Source organism: Mesorhizobium sp. M1050 (assembly GCF_040318715.1).
Classification (GTDB): domain Bacteria; phylum Pseudomonadota; class Alphaproteobacteria; order Rhizobiales; family Rhizobiaceae; genus Mesorhizobium.
Genome location: NZ_JAMYMV010000029.1, coordinates 1 through 20,425, shown reverse-complemented (window position 1 = coordinate 20,425; position 20,425 = coordinate 1). Strand labels below are relative to the sequence as shown.

Annotated in this window: 16 protein-coding genes, 1 tRNA gene and 1 pseudogene; 6 read left to right on the top strand and 12 right to left on the bottom strand. The window is 61.1% G+C overall.

Annotation, left to right across the window (positions count from 1 at the left end; translation table 11 throughout):
• Nucleotides 1-83: 83 nt before the first annotated feature.
• Genes NKH57_RS17270 through NKH57_RS17260 form a run of 3 tightly spaced genes read left to right on the top strand, consistent with a single transcriptional unit; the run spans nt 84 to nt 4,008 of the window.
• Entirely contained in the window at nt 84-701 is a 618-nt protein-coding gene (locus tag NKH57_RS17270) for a (2Fe-2S)-binding protein (protein ID WP_352945649.1), read from the top strand.
• Nucleotide 702: 1 nt separating this feature from the next.
• A complete protein-coding gene (locus tag NKH57_RS17265) occupies nt 703-1,725 on the top strand; it encodes an FAD binding domain-containing protein (RefSeq protein ID WP_352945647.1) in 1,023 nt (340 codons plus the stop codon).
• Nucleotides 1,726-1,728: 3 nt separating this feature from the next.
• Nucleotides 1,729-4,008 (top strand): xanthine dehydrogenase family protein molybdopterin-binding subunit, encoded by a 2,280-nt coding sequence (locus NKH57_RS17260; RefSeq protein WP_352945645.1) that lies wholly within the window; start codon nt 1,729-1,731, stop codon nt 4,006-4,008.
• 16 nt (nt 4,009-4,024) lie between these two features.
• Here NKH57_RS17260 and NKH57_RS17255 read toward each other — a convergent pair whose 3' ends face one another.
• Entirely contained in the window at nt 4,025-5,737 is a 1,713-nt protein-coding gene (locus tag NKH57_RS17255; protein ID WP_352945643.1) for an HAD family hydrolase, read from the bottom strand.
• A gap of 239 nt (nt 5,738-5,976) precedes the next feature.
• Between NKH57_RS17255 and NKH57_RS17250 the strand changes: the two genes are divergently transcribed.
• The gene (locus NKH57_RS17250; protein WP_352945641.1) at nt 5,977-6,483 is read left to right on the top strand and encodes a YciE/YciF ferroxidase family protein; all 507 of its coding nucleotides are present in this window, start codon (nt 5,977-5,979) and stop codon (nt 6,481-6,483) included.
• 246 nt (nt 6,484-6,729) lie between these two features.
• Here NKH57_RS17250 and NKH57_RS17245 read toward each other — a convergent pair whose 3' ends face one another.
• From NKH57_RS17245 to NKH57_RS17200, 10 genes and pseudogenes are all read right to left on the bottom strand, one after another.
• The gene (locus tag NKH57_RS17245) at nt 6,730-7,701 is read right to left on the bottom strand and encodes an SDR family oxidoreductase (protein ID WP_352945639.1); all 972 of its coding nucleotides are present in this window, start codon (nt 7,699-7,701) and stop codon (nt 6,730-6,732) included.
• A gap of 111 nt (nt 7,702-7,812) precedes the next feature.
• Entirely contained in the window at nt 7,813-9,837 is a 2,025-nt protein-coding gene (locus tag NKH57_RS17240) for an ABC transporter ATP-binding protein/permease (protein WP_352945726.1), read from the bottom strand.
• A gap of 96 nt (nt 9,838-9,933) precedes the next feature.
• Nucleotides 9,934-10,241: pseudogene (locus NKH57_RS17235) on the bottom strand (ISNCY family transposase); the annotation flags it as partial.
• A 387-nt stretch (nt 10,242-10,628) separates the two neighbouring features.
• On the bottom strand, nt 10,629-11,450 hold the full coding sequence (locus NKH57_RS17230; RefSeq protein WP_352608712.1) for an MBL fold metallo-hydrolase: 822 nt from the start codon (nt 11,448-11,450) through the stop codon (nt 10,629-10,631).
• On the bottom strand, nt 11,447-12,256 hold the full coding sequence (locus NKH57_RS17225; protein WP_352835787.1) for a TatD family hydrolase: 810 nt from the start codon (nt 12,254-12,256) through the stop codon (nt 11,447-11,449). Before NKH57_RS17225 ends, NKH57_RS17230 begins: the two co-directional genes overlap by 4 nt.
• Nucleotides 12,256-13,806 carry a methionine--tRNA ligase gene (gene metG / locus NKH57_RS17220; RefSeq protein WP_352945636.1) on the bottom strand — a complete coding sequence of 517 codons (1,551 nt, stop codon included), beginning with the start codon at nt 13,804-13,806 and terminating at the stop codon, nt 12,256-12,258. Before metG ends, NKH57_RS17225 begins: the two co-directional genes overlap by 1 nt.
• 140 nt (nt 13,807-13,946) lie before the next feature.
• Complete coding sequence (locus NKH57_RS17215; RefSeq protein WP_352487497.1) at nt 13,947-15,002, bottom strand: DNA polymerase III subunit delta'; 1,056 nt, start codon at nt 15,000-15,002, stop codon at nt 13,947-13,949.
• Nucleotides 14,999-15,673, bottom strand: coding sequence for a dTMP kinase (gene tmk, locus NKH57_RS17210; protein ID WP_023757828.1), 675 nt, complete (start codon nt 15,671-15,673; stop codon nt 14,999-15,001). The genes NKH57_RS17215 and tmk overlap by 4 nt, the downstream gene beginning before the upstream one ends.
• 143 nt (nt 15,674-15,816) lie before the next feature.
• Nucleotides 15,817-16,983, bottom strand: a complete 1,167-nt coding sequence (locus tag NKH57_RS17205) for a D-alanyl-D-alanine carboxypeptidase family protein (RefSeq protein WP_352945633.1) — start codon at nt 16,981-16,983, stop codon at nt 15,817-15,819.
• Nucleotides 16,984-17,086: 103 nt separating this feature from the next.
• A complete protein-coding gene (locus tag NKH57_RS17200) occupies nt 17,087-18,313 on the bottom strand; it encodes a septal ring lytic transglycosylase RlpA family protein (protein WP_352945631.1) in 1,227 nt (408 codons plus the stop codon).
• A 466-nt stretch (nt 18,314-18,779) separates the two neighbouring features.
• Here NKH57_RS17200 and NKH57_RS17195 point away from each other — a divergent pair, with 466 nt between their 5' ends.
• Complete coding sequence (locus NKH57_RS17195; RefSeq protein WP_352945629.1) at nt 18,780-18,983, top strand: hypothetical protein; 204 nt, start codon at nt 18,780-18,782, stop codon at nt 18,981-18,983.
• Between the two features lie 498 nt (nt 18,984-19,481).
• On the opposite strand, the gene NKH57_RS17190 is transcribed toward NKH57_RS17195, so the two are convergent.
• The gene (locus NKH57_RS17190) at nt 19,482-19,646 is read right to left on the bottom strand and encodes a hypothetical protein (protein ID WP_023757824.1); all 165 of its coding nucleotides are present in this window, start codon (nt 19,644-19,646) and stop codon (nt 19,482-19,484) included.
• A gap of 541 nt (nt 19,647-20,187) precedes the next feature.
• Between NKH57_RS17190 and NKH57_RS17185 the strand changes: the two genes are divergently transcribed.
• Nucleotides 20,188-20,277: transfer RNA gene (locus NKH57_RS17185), tRNA-Ser, on the top strand.
• Nucleotides 20,278-20,425: the final 148 nt, after the last annotated feature.

The following is a 20,425-nucleotide window of genomic DNA, read 5'->3' as shown; positions in this document are numbered from 1 at the left end:
CGATCACAGCGATGTGAGGACGGAACTTTGTTTCCCGCGAGCAGTTTGGTCCGCTTGAGACCTCAGCCAGTTGGAAACCAGCCATGTCTAATTCCACAAGTCCCGGCGGCCTGAGCAGACGCACCTTCATGACGGGCTCTGTTTCGGCAGCAGCGGCAATGCCCCTTGTAGCCACGTCGACGAAAGCCGCCGAGTCACCGACCGCCAAAGCGGCCGAGCCGCGCGATCTGTCGACGATTTCGATGCGGATCAACAAGCAGGCCTACACCCTCGCACTCGACAATCGCACGAGCCTACTCGACGCACTGCGTGATCATGTTGGCCTGACCGGAACAAAGAAAGGTTGCGACCACGGCCAATGCGGTGCCTGCACCGTTCTTGTCGATGGGAAGCGGGTGCTCTCCTGCCTGAGCTTCGCCGTCATGAACCAAGGCCGCGAGGTCACGACCGTGGAAGGCCTGGCTTCAGCTGACGGAGAGCTGCATCCGGTGCAGCAGGCCTTTGTCGACCATGACGCCTTTCAATGCGGCTACTGCACGCCGGGCCAGATCATGTCCGCCATCGGCTGCATCAACGAAGGCCATGCCGGGTCGGACAATGACATTCGCGAGTATATGAGCGGCAATCTGTGCCGATGCGCTGCCTACCCCAACATCGTCGCGGCGATCGTCCAGGCACGCGACGAGATCAGGAGGGCCTAGGATGCGTCCTTTCGTCTATGAAAGACCAACGAGTGTTTCGGTGGCGATCGCCATGGCGTCCCACCTCGACGCCAGGCATGTTGCGCCAACACAGGCCAATACCCAGTTCATCGCCGGCGGCACCAATCTGGCCGACTACATGAAGCTTGGCGTCGCGCAGCCTGAGCGACTGCTCGACCTCAACAATCTTGCCGAGCCTGCCCTGCGGCAGATCAGGGTAAGCGATGATACCATCCGGTTCGGGGCGCTGGTTCGCATGGGCGAGGCAGCTGATAACAGCGACGTCAGGCGCCGCTGCCCGCTCCTTGCCGATAGTCTGAAATTCGCCGCCAGCGGCCAGCTTCGCAATATGGCGAGCCTTGCCGGCAACGTGCTGCAGCGAACGCGCTGCGAGTATTTTCGCGAAACCTCCTGGCAGTGCAACAAGCGTGAGCCCGGTTCCGGCTGCGCCGCGATGGAAGGGCTCAACCGCCAGCATGCCGTGCTCGGCACCAGCGATGCCTGCATCGCTACCTATCACGGCGATTTCGCCCAAGCCCTGATTGCTCTCGATGCGGTCGTCGAGGTGGAGGGACGGCATGGTCCACGCAAGATCCCGTTCGCCAGACTGCATCGGCTTCCCGGCGACACGCCCAACATCGAGACGGATCTGGCCGCCGATGAAGTCATCGTCGCCATCGATGTTCCGCTCGAAGCATGGAGCCGCCGCTCGCGCTACCTGAAGATACGCGATCGCGAATCCTATGCGTTCGCGCTCGCCTCCGCGGCCGTTGCGCTGGACATGGACGGAGACACCGTCAGACAAGCGCGCATAGCGCTAGGCGGGGTCGCAACCGTGCCATGGCGGGCGAGGGCGGCGGAGGCCGCGCTTCAAGGCAAGGTGATGGAAGAAGATGTGGCCGAAAAGGCTGCCGACGCCGCTTTTGCCGATGCCAAACCGCGCGAACACAATGCGTTCAAGGTGCCGCTCGGAAAGCGCACCCTGGTGCGCGCGCTGCTCGAAACTCGCGACATGAAGGTCTGAGCCATGAACCAAGCCGCGCCAGTTCCAAAAGAAAACCAAGGCGAACCGGTTGTCCGCATAGACGGCAGATTGAAAGTTACCGGGCAGGCCAACTATCCGGCCGACATCGCCACAGCCAATGTTGCATATGGTGCCCTTGCAACCAGCAGCATCGCTCGAGGCAAGGTTTCCAAACTCCACACGGATGACGCCAGGGCGGTCCCCGGAGTGCTGCATATCATAACCTATGGCGACATGGACAAGACCGATAAGCCGAAATTTGGCAACACCGGTGCAAGCTCCATAGCACCCTTGCATGACAGGACAATTTTCCACGACGGCCAGATCATCGCGCTGGTTGTTGCCGAGACATTCGAGGCGGCGGAGGAAGCGGCAATGTTGATCCGCGCCGACTATGAAGACCAACCTTCCAGCGCCAGCTTCGATTCCAAAGGGGTGGAGACAGAGGCCGCAGCGGGGAAGAGCCCGATATTCAAGGAGGATGTTAAAGCTGGCGACTTCGACGCTGCCTATGCATCCGCTGCCGTCAAGATCGACCAGAAATACTCGACGCCGACCCAGCATCACAATCCGATCGAACTGTTTTCGACCACGGCGATGTGGCAAGGCGATCAACTCACTGTCCATGAGCCAAGCCAGAATGTCACCGGCTGGAAAATCGAACTCGCCCGGCAGTTGAAGATCGATCCCGCCAATGTGCGGATTGTCAGCCCTTATGTCGGCGGCGCCTTCGGCTCCAAGGGACCGATGACCGCTCGCACGGCAATTGTCGCGATTGCCGCGCGTCGTGTCGGACGGCCGGTGCGCTGCGTCGTCAGCCGTATGCAGGCATTCAACACCCAGACCTATCGCGCCGAGACGCGGCATCGAATCCGCATAGGCGCCGACAAGGACGGCCGCATAATGGCGTTCGGACATGAGGGCTGGGAGGTGACATCACGCCCTGACTCTTATGTCGTCGGCGGCACGTCAGCCACCGGCCGCATGTACAACTATGGTTCGGTGCTCACCAACGTCTCGCTCGTCCATGCCGATCGCAACACACCGGGCTACATGCGCTCGCCGCCCGAGACGCCCTATGTCTACGCGCTCGAAAACGCCATGGACGAAATGGCCGTCGCGCTTGGTATGGATCCTGTCGAGTTTCGGCGTGTCAACGAGCCGGGGAAAGAACCTATCGGCGGCAAGCCGTTCTCCAGCCGGTCGCTGGTCAAATGCTACGAACAGGCGGCGGAAGCCTTCGGCTGGTCGAAGCGCGATGCCGCGGTCGGGTCGATGCGCGATGGCGACTGGCTGGTCGGCATGGGTTGCGCAACCGCCATCTATCCAACGGCCAGCGCACCATGCGCCGCCCGTGTCCGCCTGACCGCCGATGGCCAGGTTCGCGTTCAGTGCGGCTCGCATGAGATCGGCACCGGTGTGCGTACCGTGGCAGGGCAGGCGGCGGCCGAACGTCTGGGGATAGGAATGGACAAGGTCAGCGTCGAGATGGGCGACAGTGCACTGCCGCCGGCGCCGGTCTCGGGCGGCTCGATTTCGACTGCGAGCGTTTGCTCGGCGGTTTTGAAGGCCTGTGACGCGGTGCGCGAGAAGCTTTTCGCAGCGGCCGTTGCTGGAGACGGGCCGTTGGCTGGTTCCGGCAATGCCAAGCTGGAGATGGAGCAAGAGAAGATCGTGGCAAGCGGCGGCAAATCCGCCAAGCTGTCGGATGTCTTCAAGGCGATGCAGGTCGGTGCGATAGAGGAATATGCCGAGTTCGCGCCAAAGGGTTCGACGCCGGAAGCGCTGAATAAACTCTATGCCGGGCAGGCGGAATTCCACGGCGGCGATCAAGACAAGGATTCGGTGAAATATGCCTTTGGCGCCGAGTTCGTCGAAGTCCGCATCAACAGTTACACACGCGAAATCCGCGTGCCGCGCATCGTCGGTGCCTTTGCCGCGGGGCGTATCATGAACACGCGCACCGCGCGCAGCCAACTGATGGGGGGCATGATCTGGGGTATTGGCCAGGCCCTTCACGAGGCGACGGAAATCGACCGGCGCAACGCCCGCTATGTCAATCGTGACCTGCAGGATTATCTGGTGCCGGTCAACGCGGACATCAAACAAGTCGACGTCATCCTTGTTCCGGAGGTGGATCTGGACGTCAATCCAGCCGGCGTCAAAGGATTGGGGGAACTCGGCAATGTCGGGACGGCGGCGGCCGTGGCCAGCGCCGTATATCATGCTACGGGCAAGCGCATTCGTGATCTGCCGATCAGAATAGACCAACTGATCATTTGAGGTTTTTGAACACTGGCTATTCCTCCGGCGCCGTGGCGGGCGCCGTATATCGCCGCCGAACCGCGTCGAGTACGCGCTTGCGGCTTTCCTCGGCTGAAAGCGTTTCGTCCTTTTCCGCCTCGGCCGTTTCGCGTGCCAGGTCCTTGTCTCTGATCTGTTGGCGGAACCATTTGGAATAGTCGCCGGCGCGCAGGTGAAACTCCCAGGTCTTGTCGTCTATGCCCTCTGCCATCTGGGCGAAAATCATCAGATTGTGGGCCCTGAGATTCATCGCATCGTCGGGACCGTGGAAATAGAAACTGCCCGCCTCATCGAGTTGCCCCTCGGCATATTTGCGGCTGTGCCGCTTGAGCGACTGGCGTGGCTCGATCACCTTGACCATGGCGAATTTCTTGCGTTTCTGCGGCCGCCAGAACAACACGCGCTCGCCCTTGGGCGAGGAGATCTCCTTAGGCGGCTCGATGCCGGTCACTTTGCAGAAGACCTTCACGACGTCCTTCGCCTTGGGGCCAAGCGCAATGATGGCTGTCACCAGGCGCAAGGCGTCGGTCGAGATCGCTTCCGGGTGAACGGTGATCAAGATCGTGCCAGGCAATTCCAATGATAGGACTGCCCGCGTATCGTCGCGCCGCTTGGGCAGGAGATGGTGTGCTTCGTCGATCAGGAGCCAATGCGGTCTCGCTGTGCGACGGCGGAAACTGCCGAGGCCAGGCAGCAGGTCGGCAAAGAAATCCGGTCGCTCATTGACGCGCAGGGACAGCCCATTGACGACGATATTGCTTTCGGCCTTGGCGATAAGATCCAGCACTTGCGCCTTTGTCGGCGCGCTGGAGCCGTCTCCCAGCCGAACAGCGCCTTCGAGACCGTCATAGTCGCCCTCGGGATCGAAGACGCAGAACTGAAACCGGGTCTCGATGAAGCGTTCAGTCAGCGCGGTGGCCAAAGTGGATTTGCCGATGCCCGAACTGCCGGCAATGAGGACAGTATCGGTCGGCGACAAATAAATCTCGTTGCCGCCGGCCGATCCGAGAACGATGCCGTCATGGCGCCTCGGCACGATCTCATGATCACGCTTGATCAGTCTGTCGGTCAGTTCCTCCACGCCCTTCCCACGTGCGCCACGCATGACCAGATCGGCTGTGGCCTTGACAGCGGGAATTGCGTTATCGACGGCGACGCTGCAGCCGCACGCCTGCAGGAAGGCATGGTCATTCTCGGCGTCGCCGACGCCCACCACATTGTGTGGCGAAAGCCGAAGATCCTGTAGTGCCGCAGCCAGTCCGGTGGCTTTGTTGATGCCGCTCGGCAGGATCATCACCGCGCCCTTGTTGAAGATGATTTCCAGCTCCAGCCCCAGCTCCTTGATGACCTCGAGCACGGTGGCGTGATGGGGTTCCCAGGTTGCGACGATCGACCGCCCGACCGAAAGCGGCTTGACGCCCTGCTTCTTCAACCTGGCAACGAATTTGGGTTCCGGCGGCGGCGAAATCACCCGTTCTTCCTCACTGGCGGGCGTGTAGATCAGCGCTCCATTCTCGGCGACGACCTTGTCGAAAAGGCCGATTTCGGAAAAAACATGCTTCAAATCGGGCAGTTCGCGCCCGGTCACGAGAAGCAGCTTGCGGCCGCTTTTCTTGAACCGTTCAAGGGCAGCGAGGGTCTTCCTGGAGACTGTCCCGTCATGAGCCAGCGTGCCATCGTAGTCCGTCGCCAACGCAATGAAATACATTCTGCCGACCTTTCACCGTTCCGGTTTGCATTCCGGTTAGAACGTGTGATCGACACAAAGGCTCCCATCGGACGCGGATCGCGGCGTTTCGAAAAAGGAGTAACGGTTTCGCCCCGGAGACCAGGAACTCCTCCGGTACCGGCACGTTGACCAGCAAGCCGGGACGAGTCCCGGCTTTCGCAGGCGGCGGGCAAAAACCGCAGCCGAAATCAACCTTGATAACAATGAAAGGCGAGGCCATGGGCTTCTTTTCGAAGGACATCAAGACACTCGACGATCTCTTCGTACACACGCTGCGCGACATCTACTACGCCGAAAGGCAGATCGAGAAAGCGCTGCCGAAGATGATCGACAAGGCAACCGACCTGCAATTGAAAGCCGGATTCGAAAAACATCTCGACCAGACCAGGGGCCATATCGAGCGCGTCGAGCAGGTGTTCGAGTTGCATGGCGTTAAGGCCAAGGAGGTCAACTGCCCGGCAATCGACGGCATTCTCGAGGAAGCCGACGACGTAAGCGGCGACGTCGACGACAAGGAGGTACTCGATGCGGCGCTGATAGCCTCGGCGCAGGCCGTCGAGCACTATGAAATGACCCGCTATGGCACGCTCATCGCCTGGGCCAAGCAGCTTGGTCGCAGCGACTGCGCCAACGTGCTGGCCAAGAACCTGAAGGAAGAACAAGCGACCGATCGCAAGCTCACCGAAATCGCGGAAAGCAAGGTAAACCTGCAGGCAGCCGAGTGAGGCTACTCGGTTCGGCCAGTCGTCGCGGCGGCTGGCCGGCCGATCCAACATGATCCAATCCTGCGGAGAACACCGCCTCGGCAACGCAGGGGAATAAGCGGATCTTCATCCGGCTCCGCCGCGTCGGGTGCAGGTTTCGCTATTTCCCTGCAGATACGGGTACGCAACATAGGTGAACGTCACTGTGAAACGCATGCGGCCCATACATCTCCTGGTCATCACGCGTCAGTGTCTTTTGTCCTCACGTCAGTAACCGCCGACCACCGGCAAGATTTCGCCGGTAATGTAGCTCGAGCAATGTGGCGAGGCGAGGAACACATACGCGGGTGCGAGCTCTTCCGGCTGTGCAGGCCGTTTCATCGGCGTGTCCGCACCGAATTTCGAGACGTCGTCTGCTTCCTTGTCCGATGGATTGAGCGGTGTCCACACCGGGCCCGGCGCAACGGCGTTCACCCGAATTCCCTTGCCGATGAGGTTGCCCGAAAGCGCGCGCGTAAATGCGTGAATACCGCCCTTTGTCATCGAATAGTCGACGAGTTGCCTTGAACCTTCGATGCCGGTCACTGAGCCGGTGTTGATTATAGCCGAGCCTGGCTTCATATGCGGCACCACTTCCTGCGCCATATGAAAATAGCCATAGAGATTGGTCTTCAGCGTCGTGTCGAAATGTGCCTCGGTCAGGTCGCTGAAGTCGCTGGAATGTATCTGGAAAGCAGCGTTGTTGACCAGCACATCGATCCGGCCGAATTTCTGCACCGTGACCTCCACCGCGTTGTGGCAGTGTTTGCGTTCGCTGACATCGGCCCTTATCAGAATACAGCGCCGCCCCTCTCTTTCGACGGCCGCCTTGGTCTCTTCGGCGTCCTTGTCTTCGGCCAGATAAACGATCGCAATGTCCGCGCCCTCGCGGGCAAACAGCACGGCCACCGAACGGCCGATTCCGGAATCGCCGCCCGTGATGAGCGCTACCTTGTCGTCGAGTTTTTTCGACCCCAGGTAATAGGGCGCATCGTAGAGAGGAGGGGGCTCAATCGCCCATTCATGCCCCGGCTTGGGCTGATGTTGCTTGGGAAAGGGCGGCTCAGGATATTTGCGGGCGCCGGCTTGCATTGCACGTTGAGCCTTGCCGTTGCCCTTGGCTTTGTCCTTGGCATCAATGCCGCGTTGGATATGCCGTTGCTTGGCGGCTTCGCCTGATGTCTGCGACTTCATCTGCATGTTTGTCTCCTCGGTTTCGAGAAGGAACAACGCGCTTCGGACAAAAAGGTTTGCGCAAAAGCCACAGCGCTCACCGCCACCTTATCCCGCGGTATCATCTGGCCGTATTATCTAAGGTCGTGCCGCCTTTCGATTTGACGCGCCGGAGCCCCACAAGGCGCGCCCGAGCAAGTTCCGTCTGCCCTTGCGCGGGACAAGATCGATATCGCTGACAAGCTTTGCGCCGCCCTCGCGCCGCTCCAATGTGATCTTGCGGCTATGGAAGGCTTCCAACTCGGCGCGATGTGCCACACTGATGATGGTGACGTCAGGCAATTCGTGGATGACCATCTCCATCATCTTGTCCTGGCTCTTCTCATCGAGTGCCGACGTTGCTTCATCGAGCACGATGATATCGGGCGTGTGCAGCAGTAGACGCGCGAAGGCGAGCCGCTGCTTCTCGCCGCCCGACAGGATCTGGTCCCATGGCGCGTCCTCCTCAATCCTGTCGGCGAGATAGTTTAGCCCCACCTTGTCGAGGGCAGCGTTGATCTTATCCAGCGTCCAATTGTCTGCGGCAGCGGGATAGGCAACCGCGCGGCGCAGCGTCCCGGAGGGGATGTAGGGGCGTTGCGGCAACATGAACAGGCGCCTGCCGGCACGGAAATTGACGCCGCCGCCACCCCACGGCCACAGGCCTGCCACGGCCCGCACCAGCGTGCTCTTGCCCGAACCGGATTCGCCGGCCACCAGCACCCGCTCGCCCGGTTCGATCGCGACCTCGGTTTCCTTGACCACTGCGGTGCCGTCGTCGAGCGTCACGGAGAGATCGTCCAGGCTCAGTATGGCACCACCTTCGGTTTCACCGCGGCTGATGCGTCCGAGCGCGTCGCTCTGCTCGGCGCGCTCGAGCCCGTCGAGCGACATCATCAGCGAGGCGATGCGCCGAGCACAGGCGTTCCAGTCGGCGAGACGGGGATAGTTGTCGACCAGCCACCCGAATGCGCCCTGCACGATGGCAAAGGCAGAGGCAGCCTGCATGACTTGTCCAAGTGTCATCGAGCCTTCGAGAAACTTCGGTGCGCAAAGCAAAATCGGCACGACCGGCGCGAACAGGCTCGATCCCTGCGACACCGCCGCCGTGCGCATGTGCTGGCCGGTCAGCAGCGCCCATTGCCTCAGCACATGGCCGAAATTCCTGTCGATGCCGCTACGCTCCTCCTCCTCACCGCCGAGCAAGGCGATGCTCTCGCCGTTTTCGCGCACGCGAGTCAGCGTGTAGCGCAGTTCGGCCTCCGCCTGGTTCTTCCGCTCGGACAGCTGGACGAAGTTGCGGCCGATGACCACCATCGAGGTGGAGGTGATGGCGGCATAGATCATTGCGGTGATCACCAGGAAGCCGGGGATGGTGATGCTCTCGCCGCCGATCGGCAGGGTGAGCGCGCCGCCGATGGTCCACAGCACGACGATAAAGGTCGAGGCCGACAGGAACGCGTTGAGGACGCCGGCGGTGAAATCGACCGGGGATTCGGTGGCGATGCGCAGATCCTCGGTCATGCGGGCCTCTGGGTTCTGGTGGTCGCCGCTGACGAGGTTCAACTGGTAGTATCGGCCGTTGGCCAGCCAGCGCGCGATGACCGCGGTGGTTAGCCAGGAACGCCAACGGCGCTGGATCGTCATGCGCAGGTAGACCTGCGCGACGACAAGGCTCCCGCTTCCGAGCACGAGCGGCACGAAAACAGCGCTTAGAACATAAACGGTGTGGGCATCACGCTGCTCGAGGGCGTCGAAAATCGCGCGGTTCCAGCGATTGATCCCATACTGGAAGCCGACGTTGACGCATATCAATATCAACAGTCCGATCGTGAACGGCAAGGCGAGCCGATCGCCGCTGCGGCCCCAGTAGCCGCGCGCGCTGATCCAGAAGCGCCGCAGCAAATATCGCTTGCGCGCCTGCTCCGCCTCTTCGGGCGTCAGTTCTGGACTGGGTTCGACAGCCTCCGGCGGCGGTGCGGACTGGCCGTTGACCTCGGGCGCGGCCTGGCCGTCGGGCTCGGGCACGGCTTCGACCGCCGAGGCCCTTTCCGGGCGCGACTTTTCAGCACCGCGCGGTTTGGCACCCTCGACCGATCTCCGCTTGAATTTGGCCCCGGACATAACCGCGATAACGGGCCAAAAATTAAAAGGTTTCATGATGTCCGCCGACATGCCAGCTATCGCCCGCATCAAGGGCCGACAGCCTTGCGTGTGGTTGTTCTCCACGATCTCCCATCTGTGAACCGAGCGCAGCTTGTCGAATGTCCCATGCAGGGCAGGGATGTGCTGCCCTGCATGGAACTCAAGCGGCCATCAGATCATCGCGGACGCGGAACTCCTTCCGGCAAATCGCGCCGTTCAGATTCTCACGATCGGCGAAGGTTCATGTCTCTAGGATTGCGGGGCGCCTTGCCGAACAGGAATGAAATCCGCAACGAACTCGGCACAAAGCGCAGCTCCTTCACAAGCCGATCCTGCACCGTCTGATTTGCCCGTTCAACGCCCACCTTTGAACTGCGGGTGTGACGCAGGTGATGAAACCTGAGATGACTTCGCCCCCAGAACGGGCACTCAGCCGGCAGTAGCGATCTCCTGGACTGCGTCAGACGCGCTGCGGCTCATCTTGCGACAAAGGTGACTTGCGACAAGGTGACGAGAGGCATGACGGCATTCACAATGCTCCCAGTCACGCCACACTTTGCTGCGAAGGCGCCAGCCCACAACAGAAAGTCGCATAAGATAGATTATGGAACTTTCGCGTTGAGGTAAGGCTGGAAATAGCCCGATGTTTTTCATACGCTGACGGACAGCCGCTTTTCGCCGTCGAAGCCGATCCAAGCCGACAAGATCCACCGCCGCAGCCTTCGCCGCATACATTGCTGTCTGCACGGCATCGGTGTGAAGAGCTGTTCCTATCGCGCTGAGTCGTAAGGGATTTCGATCACCATTCCATCATAGGCCGGCTCGACATTGGCTGGGGTCTCAGCCATGACCGCGGCGTAGTCGAGCGGCACATGCATATGCGTCAGCACGGCGTGTCTTGGTGCCAGCCGCTCGATCCATTCAAGCGCCTCGCCAAGTGAGAAATGGCTTGGGTGCGTCCGGTACTGCAGCGCGTCGATGATCAGCACGTCGAGGTCGCGCAGCCGTTCGGCTGTGGCCTCCGGAAAGCCGCTGATATCAGGGCAATAAGCGAGCGCGCCGACGCGAAAGCCGAGCGATATGATGTCGCCATGGATCTGCGGCAACGGCTCGAGGGTGAGGGCACCCCCCTCTCCTTCGATGACCAATGCCCTGGCGTGATCGATGAGATGCGGCTTGACGATCGGCGGATAGGAACTGCCCTGCGGCGTCTCGAAACAGTAGCTAAACGCCTCCCGCAGCCGAAGCATTGTTGCGCTGTCGGCGTGGATATCGATCAACTGGCGCTGATCGAGCACGAAACCACGCAGGTCGTCGATACCGTGAATATGGTCGGCATGTGGGTGCGTATAGACGACCGCATCGATGCGCCTGACGCCGGCCAGCAGCATCTGCTGGCGGAAATCCGGCCCGGTGTCGATAACGACGGTTGTGCGGCTGCCATTGGCCGCGATCCGCTCGACCAGTGCGGCGGTGCGCATGCGGCGGTTCTTCGGATTGTCCGGATCGCAATTGCCCCAGTCGCCGGTGATGCGCGGCGTGCCTGGCGACGAGCCGCAGCCGAGAATGGTGAGGCGCAGCCGGTCGGTCATCGTTCAGGTGCTTTGCTCGGCCAAGCGGGAGGTCGCGGCATCTTGCCGAACAGGCGGAAGAAATTGTTCGTTGTCAGCGCGGCGATTTCAGCCTCGCTGACGCCGATCGTTTCGGCCAGCACCTTGGCGGTATGGGCGACATAGGCCGGCTCGTTGCGCTTGCCGCGAAACGGCACGGGCGCCAGATAGGGCGCGTCGGTTTCGACCAGCAGTCGGTCATGCGGCACATCGGCGGCAATGGCGCGCAACTCAGCCGAATTCTTGAAGGTCAGGATGCCTGAGAACGACACGTAACCACCGAGCGCAACACCGATTTCAGCAAGCCGGCGCCCTGAGGAAAAGCAATGCAGGATGAACGGGAAGGCGCCCTTCCCTGTTTCGTCTTCGAGGATGGCTGCCATGTCTTCATCGGCATCGCGCGAATGGATGACCAGCGGCAATCCTGTCTCACGCGCCGCGGCGATGTGATTGCGAAAGCCCCGTGCCTGCACATCGCGCGGCGCCTTGTCGTAGAAATAGTCGAGCCCGGCCTCGCCGATCGCCACCACTTTTGGATGAGCGGCCAGCCGTACGAGTTCGACCGACGTCACGTCCAATTCTTCCGCGGCATTGTGCGGATGAGTGCCGACCGAACAGTAGACGTCATCGAAAGTTTCGGCGATTTCAATGATTTGCTGGAATCGCTTCACACGGGTCGAGATCGTCACCATACGGCCGATTCCGGCCGCCTTGGCGCGGGCGACAATGGCCTCCCGCTCCTCGGCAAAATCCGGAAAATCCAGATGGCAATGGCTGTCGACGAGCATCAGATGTTCGCGTCCGGCTGTTCGACATAACGCGGAAACACGCCTTCCGGCGGTGGCAATGCGGTGCCAGGCACCAGCGCATAGTCTGCGTGGACATGTGCGAAATCGCGGCTCTGCGCCGGCACCGCCAGCAGGTCGAGCAGCTTGTTGGCCGATCCCGGGACGAAGGGCTGACACAGCAGCGCCACGCGACGCACGACCTCTGCGGTCGTCCACAGCACGGTTTCCATGCGCGCCGGATTGGTTTTCTTCAACGCCCACGGTGCCTCGCCGGCGAAGTATCGGTCGGCCTCCGCCACCACCCCGAAGATTGACGCCAGCGCCAGATGGATAGCCTGCTCGGCCATCGCCTTGCGCGCGCTATCCAGGGCGGCGACGGTCCGATCCAGCATCGCGCCATCGGCATCCGTAAGGTCGCCGCGCTGCGGCACCACGCCGTCGCAGTTCTTGGCGATCATCGACAGCGAGCGCTGCGCCAGATTACCGAGTCCGTTGGCTAGGTCGGCGTTCGTGCGGTTGACGATCGCGTCATGGCTGTAGCTGCCATCCTGGCCGAACGGCACCTCGCGCAGGAAGAAGTAGCGCACCTGGTCGAGACCATAGTGCTCGACCATCGCGAATGGATCGACGACATTGCCAACCGATTTCGACATTTTCTCGCCGCGATTGAACAGGAAGCCATGCGCGAAAACGCGGCTTGGCAACTCGATGCCGGCCGACATCAGAAACGCCGGCCAGTAGACCGCATGAAAGCGGACAATGTCCTTGCCGATGATATGCGTGGCCGGCCAATACTGCCATTTCCCGGCCTTTGTGTCGGGATAGCCGGCGGCGGTGATGTAATTGGTCAAGGCGTCCACCCAGACATACATCACATGCTTGTCGTCGCCTGGCACTGGCACGCCCCATTTGAAGGTCGTACGGGAGATCGACAGATCCTTCAGCCCGGACTTGACGAAGCTCAGCACCTCGTTGCGGCGTTCGGTCGGCCCGACGAAATCAGGCTGGCTGTCATAAAGGGCCAGCAATTTGTCCTGATAGGCAGAAAGCCGGAAGAAGTAGCTCTCTTCTTCATTCCATTCGACGGGCGAGCCAAGCGGTTCGCGCCGCACGCCATCCTCGCCGAGCGTCGTCTCACCTTCGTCGAAATAGGCTTCCTGGCGAACCGAATACCAGCCGCTATAGCGGTCGAGATAGATGTCGCCATTGGCGGCCATCGCTTTCCAGATTGCCTGGCACGATTCATAGTGTCGCGGTTCTGTCGTGCGAATGTACTCGTCATTCGAGCCGCCCATCGCCTCGGTCATCTCGCGGAAAATCGCCGAATTGCGATCGGCGAGCGCCAGAGGCGTAATGCCTTCCTTCTCGGCCGTTTGCTGCATCTTGAGGCCATGTTCGTCGGTGCCGGTCAGGAAAAAGACGTCCCTGCCGTCCAGGCGCTGGAAGCGAGCCAGTGCGTCGGTTGCAATGACCGTATAGGCATGACCGATATGCGGCTTGCCGTTCGGATAAAAGATCGGGGTGGTGATGTAGAATTTGTCGCGTGACATGAATGAACCGTCATGAATGTCTGAAAGGAAAGGCGTGGCGGTGGATATCGCATCGGGGGGGCGATTGCCATCCCGCTGCCATGCATGCCGTCCAAAAGTGGCCCCGCTTCCAGGGGCAACGGCATGCATCAAAAAGGCCGTCACATTCGCATTGCAGAATTCAGGCGGTCGATCATGGTCAAGGCGTGTTGCTTCTTGTCGAGATTGTAGGTGTCGGTCTCAGATATAGCGTCCAGCGCCTCATGCCAAGTGTCCGACAGGGTTTTGGCCCGCGCGAGGTCGCCCGCCAGCGCCGCCTGGCTTGCCGCGTCCGACAAAAGGTCAAGCGCCCGGCGGTTGAAGATATCGAACTGGATCGCCTGGTCGCGGCCGGCGACGGCTTCGGCAAGGCGGAAGGCGCCGCCGACATCGCTCTTTCTTCCGGTAACGAGAGCGTCGAGCGTGGAAGCGATCTCCAGCCCGCCATACTGCGTCAACAGGATGGCATTGCGCGCGCTACCCCCTGCCCGGCCGACCAAAGCCGCCCGCGCAGCCGGATCGTCAGGCGGCAATGGCTCAGTCGTTTCCAGCACCGCCATCAGGTCGTCGGCGTCGAGTGGCGTCAATCGCACCACCTGACAGCGCGACCGGATCGTCGGCAGCAGGCTGCCCGGAGCATGGACGATCAGGATGAACAGCGTTCGTGCCGGCGGCTCTTCAAGGTTTTTCAGCAAGGCATTGGCGGCATTGGTGTTCATGTCATCGGCCGGATCGACGATGACGACCCTGTAGCTGCCGTCATGCGAGGTCAGCGACAGGAAGCGGCTCACCTTGCGGATTTCATCGACGGTGACGACTGTCTTGAAACTCTTGGTCTTGTCGTTAAGCGGCCGGGTCAGATGCAGGACGGAAGGATGCGCCCCGGTGGCGATCTGGCGAAACAGCGACGACGCCGGATCGGGCGTGGCAAGGCTTTCCGGCGCCAGCGCGAAATCAGGGTGCTTCAGGAGATGGTGTGCAAGATGGAAGGCAAGCGTCGCCTTGCCGATGCCGATCGGTCCGGAGAAGATCAGCGCATGCGGCAGCTTTCCCGCGCGATAGGCGGCGGTGAGCATATCGGCGGCCTGCCGGTGTCCGACCAGGCGTGGCGTTTCGGATGGTTCGGGCACGCCGTCCAGTGTGTCGTGCTGCTCCGGCGCGATACGTTCGAATATCATGCTGGCGTCGCCCGCATGTTGCGCGCCGGCGTTCTTGACGCCAGCGCCGCGAACACGGCAGCGGTGACGACATTCTCAACCGCATCCGGCTCGGCGGCCGCGTCGATCACGATACAGCGCTCCGGCTCGGCCGCGGCGATCGCCAGGAACGCTTCGCGGCGGGCCTGATGAATCGCCAGCGTCTCTTTTTCGAAGCGGTCGGCGTCTGCGTCGGCGCCGCGTCGCAGTGTTGCGCGTCTCAGGCCTTCGGCCGGATCGATGTCGAAGATCAGCGTCAGGTCGGGCATCATGCCATTGATGGCGACCTGCTCCAGCGCATTCATGAACGCTGGATCGATGCCACCGGTGACGCCCTGGTAGACGCGGGAGGAATCCAGGAAGCGGTCGCAAAGCACGATGGAGCCACGCTCGACCGCCGGTCGGATGACCTGTTCGACATGGTCGGACCGCGCCGCCGCAAAAAGCAGCGCTTCCATCTTCGGCCCAAACGGTTCGGCGGCCCCCGAAAGCAGCACGTGCCTGACCGCTTCGGCACCCGGCGAGCCGCCCGGCTCACGGGTAAGGAGGACATCGTATTTCTTGGCGCGCATCTTCCTGGCCAGCCGCTCGATTTGCGTCGACTTGCCTGCCCCTTCGCCGCCTTCGAAGGTGATGAAAAATCCGCGTGCCAACCGAGAGGCCTTCTTGTCCATGCTTGAATGGGCTTGTAGCGCTCTAGATAGTCCGCGTTCGACGAAACGTCCATGCCGTCGATTTTCTGCTTTTGTGCATATCGTTGCCCCCAAAACCGGGGCCACTTTTGAGCGACATGCATTTAGCGCAGCCAGCCGACCGCCAGCTCCTTGACGGCATCGAGCGCGCGCTGCGGCAGCGTACCGACGCCGATGGATTCGGCGGCGAAAAGCGGTGTCTCCTGACTGAGCGTATCGCCGATCCAGACCCGCAACGCGCCCACCGGCTGCCCCTCTTCAACGGGTGCTGCGACCGGGCCGTTGTAGACGATCCTGGCCGTCAGCTTGTCGCGGTTGGTGATCGGCAGGAAGATGTCGATCGGACCCTTGGCCTTCAGCGTCACCCCCGATTTGGCGCCGCCGAAAACCTGGGCTTCTCCAACGATCTCATCCTTTGCGAAGATTTCAGTCTTCTCGAAGGAGCGAACGCCCCAGTCAAGCAACTTTCGCGCCTCCTCGGCGCGCTCCTTGTCGGAGGCCAGGCCGCTCATCGCCGCGATCACCCGCGTGCCGTTATGGCTGACCGAACCGACGATGCCGAAACCCGACGTCTCGCTGGCACCGACCGCCAGGCCGTCGGCGCCGATGTCCATCGCCAGCAGCGGATTGCGGTTCCTCTGCGAGATCTTGTTCCAGGTAAAATCCTTCTGGCCATAGTAGCGATAGAAATCCGGATAATCGCGCCACAGGTGCACGGCCAGCTGCGCCAGCTCACGTACGGTCGTCTGCTGGCCATCCGCCGGCAGGCCGGTCGAATTGACGAAGGTCGAGCTCTTGAGGCCGATCTGGCGGGCGCGTTCGGTCATCTGCGCGGCGAAATTATCCTCGGACCCGGACATACCTTCGGCGATGACGATGCAGCCGTCATTGGCCGCCTGTACGACCACGCCCTGAATCAGGTCCTCGAGCCGGACCGCCGACTTGAGCTTGGCGAACATCGTCGATGTTCCCGAAGGCGCGCCACCCTTGCGCCAGGCGTTCTCGCTGACCACGAACGTATCGTCGAGCTTCAGGCGGCCCGACTTGATGGCGTTGAACACCACTTCCATGGTCATCAGCTTGGCCATTGAGGCCGGCGGTATCGGCTTGTCGGCATCCTTCGAAAACAGCACCGTCCCGGTCTCGGCATCGATCATGAAGACCTGCGTGGCCTTGGTCTCGAACAGCTGCGCACGCACTGGAGCCTGCGAAAACAGCAGCAGGCCAAAAACCAGAAGCCCGGCGAGAGGCTGGAGCAAGCGCAATTGCATGATGTTCGACCCATTGGCCGGCACGGCCGGCAAGCCAGCAAAAAGTATCAGGCCTTTTGCGGGCCGGATCAACCGCACAGTGGAAATCCGGCATGGCCTCCGCTCAGTTGCGCACAGCCAGCGCATCCGGCGCGCCATGCGACCATGCTGCCTGCAGCAAATCATCCAGATTGCTGTGGCCATCGGGATAGAGATTGACCGAATACCAATCCTCGCCATCGAGTTCCGAGCGCTGGATCTCGATCTTGCCGAATGCGGCGAGCTGAGCGGCAATGCGCTTGGCCTCCGCTACATCCTCGAACGAACCGGCAGCGACGTAATCGGTAGCCGAACCCTGCGGCTGTCGCTTCCATGATTGAAGGACATCGGCCGGCGACATACCATCGCCACCCAGTGCGGCGAACGCATTGGAGGCGCGTTCGACCCGCTCGTCCGCATAGGACAGCGAGGCCACGGCAAACGGAGATTGCCGCGGCAAATTGATTTCCGGGCGCTCCGGCACGATCGGGCCGAATTCGGGCAGCGTCAGATCGACGTAATCCGGCGCCTGCGCCGACATGTCCGGCTGGGCGACACCGGAATCGGTCAACTGACCCGGAAACGGCACGGCAGCAGCACCGGCAGGCAGACTTGGCGACGGTCCGTTCATCGCCACCATGACGCCGCTCGGCAATCCATCCGACGGATCCGGCGCCCTGTTGCCGGGGCGGTAGGAGGCCATCAAATACTGATCGTCATCACCGTCAAGCGGTGCACGGCCGACATATTCGACCTTCACTTGAGCGGTGCCGGTGTTGGCATAGTCAAGCATCTGGGCGGCGCGCTCCGACACATCGATGATGCGGCCTTCGTGATACGGGCCGCGATCGTTGACGCGAACGATGACCGAACTGCCGGTCTTGAGATTGGTGACGCGCGCATAGCTTGGCAGCGGCATGGTCGGATGCGCCGCTGTCAGGTGGGTCATGTCGTAGACTTCGCCGTTGGCGGTAAGCCGGCCGTGGAAGGCGTCGCCATACCAGGAGGCCAGGCCGACCTTGGCGTAGCGCTTGTCTTCCCGGGGGTAATACCACTTGCCGCGAACCTGATAGGGTTTGCCAAGCTGATCACGGCCGCCGCCGCGTTGCATGCGACCGTTCTTGGAGAACACGCGCGGGCTTGCCTTCACGCCATATTCGGATTCGGAAAAATATTCCTTGGAGCGGGTCTTCTTGTAGACCATCGCTTTCGGCTCAGGCTGCGACGCGCACGCCAACAGCAAGGCGGCCGAAACGGCAAACAACGCAACTGTGGCAGCGCGACGAAGGCGCGTGTGCGTCACAGCCTGCATTTTCCTGATGTCCCCTTCAGTCTCGACCTAGGACGCCGCGTTCAAGCATCAGAGGATGCCAAAACACGTACTCGACGAATATAAAAGACGCCTTGAACCCCGATCCCTTGTGCGCAGGAATTGTTTATCACGATATTAACCGATTGTGGCCAGAACCGGTCAAGAATGTGGCGCCGCCGCCATGCCGAGCACCCCGAAAAGTAACGGCTTTGCGTCGCTGCCTACCCAGCCCACATTGTCGACGCAATGAATGGCGAAGGCGCCGGCCTCATGGTTCGGAAGTCGCTCAAAGTGACCACCTCCTTGCTCGACGGCGAGGCCGGCGTCATCGACAACAACAAGATGTAGCCGGGGCGGAGTTATATCGTTTTACACAACCCCTAATTGCTAGCTCGCGGGACACACCGGCTGTTAATTTAGCCTCTGGGCGAGGAGGGAAAGGTAGCGAACCGGGAGGATATAGCGCATGAATTACGATTTCGGCATCCATCGATCTGAAGAAGATCAGCCTTACGAAGTTAGCTCTTTCGCCAAAAAACATGGCTTGACGTTACGCGCTGCGGACGCCGTTCTTTTCGCTAAGGGCCCATCACGAACGGCCTGCGATGCGGCAGCATTGGCTTTCCTCTGTGCAGTCGCCGCACAAGCCAAGAAACAATCGACGCGCTAGCCTTCCGCGACCACGACTCGGCTCGATTTGTTTGGCCGGCGCCATCTCCAACGTGAGTAGGTTGCCGGCCATTATCGTCTTGCTGAAGTTGCAAGCCGCTCGCTTTCCGGAAAGTGGCTTGTGGCTATCTGCGGCGCGCGACCCTCGCGGCCGTAACAAGTCCAGGCCGCATCGACGAGACCGCTTAAGCGAAGGCCCGCCGCCTCATTTGCGAAGCGACGGGCCCTTCCCCACCCACAATCGCCCGAAGCAATTGCGGTGCCAAATTGATTGACCCATTATGGGTCACTAACCGCACCAGTGCTCGCCTCCCTTCCGCGATCACACCATAGGCTAACGCGATCTCGCAGTTCACAATACGACTACAAGCGGTCGATTCCTTAGGGATGTAGCCACTCCAAAAGCCCGCCGCAGGTCGCTCCCGTGGCGGGCTTTTCATCGATTAGGGTTTCGGGCTGGATTGCGGGCCCCTTTGGATCGCCTATGGGGGCGGGCCGCTTAGCGCTTCTTCGGCTTCGGCGTAATTTCTTGAACTCGCACCTTGTCGCCGATCTCCTTGGCCATCGCCAGGGCTTTGGCCTTGTCCTTGGTGGTCAGCACGGTCCGCCAATGCGGCTTCTCGAACACGCTGACAACGTAGGTTGTTACCGGCGTGTCTTTCATCTTATGCCCTCCCCGGAACCCGCGCCACTTGCGGAGCCGATCGGACGTTGCGCATCCCGATCTTCAGCAATGATGGGCCGAGCATCGCCTGCCGCAAGCACAACCGTTAGAGATCGCTAATGTTCCGTTAGGCCGTTTTGGTTTGATCGAATGTCGGCTTCCAGTCCTGATTGCGCACCCTCTGTTTGGCCTTCGCAGTCGGGAATGCGTGTGAAGAACGCCGGCCGGCCCGCGGCCTTACACGCCAAGCAGCCGAAGAGCCCGACGAGATCCCAATGCATGGAACCGTGATCCGGGCCAAGCCGATCGATCAGCGCCCGGGACGTCCCAGTGGCGGTCACGCAATCCGTCGGTACGCTGAATATTTATGCGCCCATGATGCCGGGCAGTTGGAAGGCACCGCAGCGGTGGTTGACGCAGCCCTCAATGCCGCACTACAGGAATGAAGCACGAACCAGTCGGCAACGCCTTCGGTGCCAATCCGGTGCCAACAGGTCAAAACCGGCCGGACGAGCAAGCCTAAGTGATGAAAAATCACGATGGAGGAATGGCCGAGCGGTTTAAGGCACCGGTCTTGAAAACCGGCGTGGGTGCAAGCTCACCGTGGGTTCGAATCCCACTTCCTCCGCCAGTCAACCCTTGTCCAGCCCGGAGACATGGGCAACAGTCTGTACCTAAGTGTGAGCTTTCAGAGGGTTGTCCATTCGGACCCTCCGGTGAGTGCTGCAGCTTGGTAACTCCAGTCTCCTCGGTCCGGTCCGAATGGACAACCCTTGAAA

What these genes read in the sequence shown, in the direction of transcription:
- NKH57_RS17270 (WP_352945649.1), top strand. Translation starts at nt 84, where the DNA reads ATGTCTAATTCCACAAGTCCCGGCGGCCTGAGCAGACGCACCTTCATG.
- NKH57_RS17265 (WP_352945647.1), top strand. Translation starts at nt 703, where the DNA reads ATGCGTCCTTTCGTCTATGAAAGACCAACGAGTGTTTCGGTGGCGATC.
- NKH57_RS17260 (WP_352945645.1), top strand. Translation starts at nt 1,729, where the DNA reads ATGAACCAAGCCGCGCCAGTTCCAAAAGAAAACCAAGGCGAACCGGTT.
- NKH57_RS17255 (WP_352945643.1), bottom strand. Translation starts at nt 5,737, where the DNA reads ATGTATTTCATTGCGTTGGCGACGGACTACGATGGCACGCTGGCTCAT.
- NKH57_RS17250 (WP_352945641.1), top strand. Translation starts at nt 5,977, where the DNA reads ATGGGCTTCTTTTCGAAGGACATCAAGACACTCGACGATCTCTTCGTA.
- NKH57_RS17245 (WP_352945639.1), bottom strand. Translation starts at nt 7,701, where the DNA reads ATGCAGATGAAGTCGCAGACATCAGGCGAAGCCGCCAAGCAACGGCAT.
- NKH57_RS17240 (WP_352945726.1), bottom strand. Translation starts at nt 9,837, where the DNA reads ATGTCCGGGGCCAAATTCAAGCGGAGATCGGTCGAGGGTGCCAAACCG.
- NKH57_RS17230 (WP_352608712.1), bottom strand. Translation starts at nt 11,450, where the DNA reads ATGACCGACCGGCTGCGCCTCACCATTCTCGGCTGCGGCTCGTCGCCA.
- NKH57_RS17225 (WP_352835787.1), bottom strand. Translation starts at nt 12,256, where the DNA reads ATGCTCGTCGACAGCCATTGCCATCTGGATTTTCCGGATTTTGCCGAG.
- metG (WP_352945636.1), bottom strand. Translation starts at nt 13,806, where the DNA reads ATGTCACGCGACAAATTCTACATCACCACCCCGATCTTTTATCCGAAC.
- NKH57_RS17215 (WP_352487497.1), bottom strand. Translation starts at nt 15,002, where the DNA reads ATGATATTCGAACGTATCGCGCCGGAGCAGCACGACACACTGGACGGC.
- NKH57_RS17205 (WP_352945633.1), bottom strand. Translation starts at nt 16,983, where the DNA reads ATGCAATTGCGCTTGCTCCAGCCTCTCGCCGGGCTTCTGGTTTTTGGC.
- NKH57_RS17200 (WP_352945631.1), bottom strand. Translation starts at nt 18,313, where the DNA reads ATGCAGGCTGTGACGCACACGCGCCTTCGTCGCGCTGCCACAGTTGCG.
- NKH57_RS17195 (WP_352945629.1), top strand. Translation starts at nt 18,780, where the DNA reads ATGAATTACGATTTCGGCATCCATCGATCTGAAGAAGATCAGCCTTAC.
- NKH57_RS17190 (WP_023757824.1), bottom strand. Translation starts at nt 19,646, where the DNA reads ATGAAAGACACGCCGGTAACAACCTACGTTGTCAGCGTGTTCGAGAAG.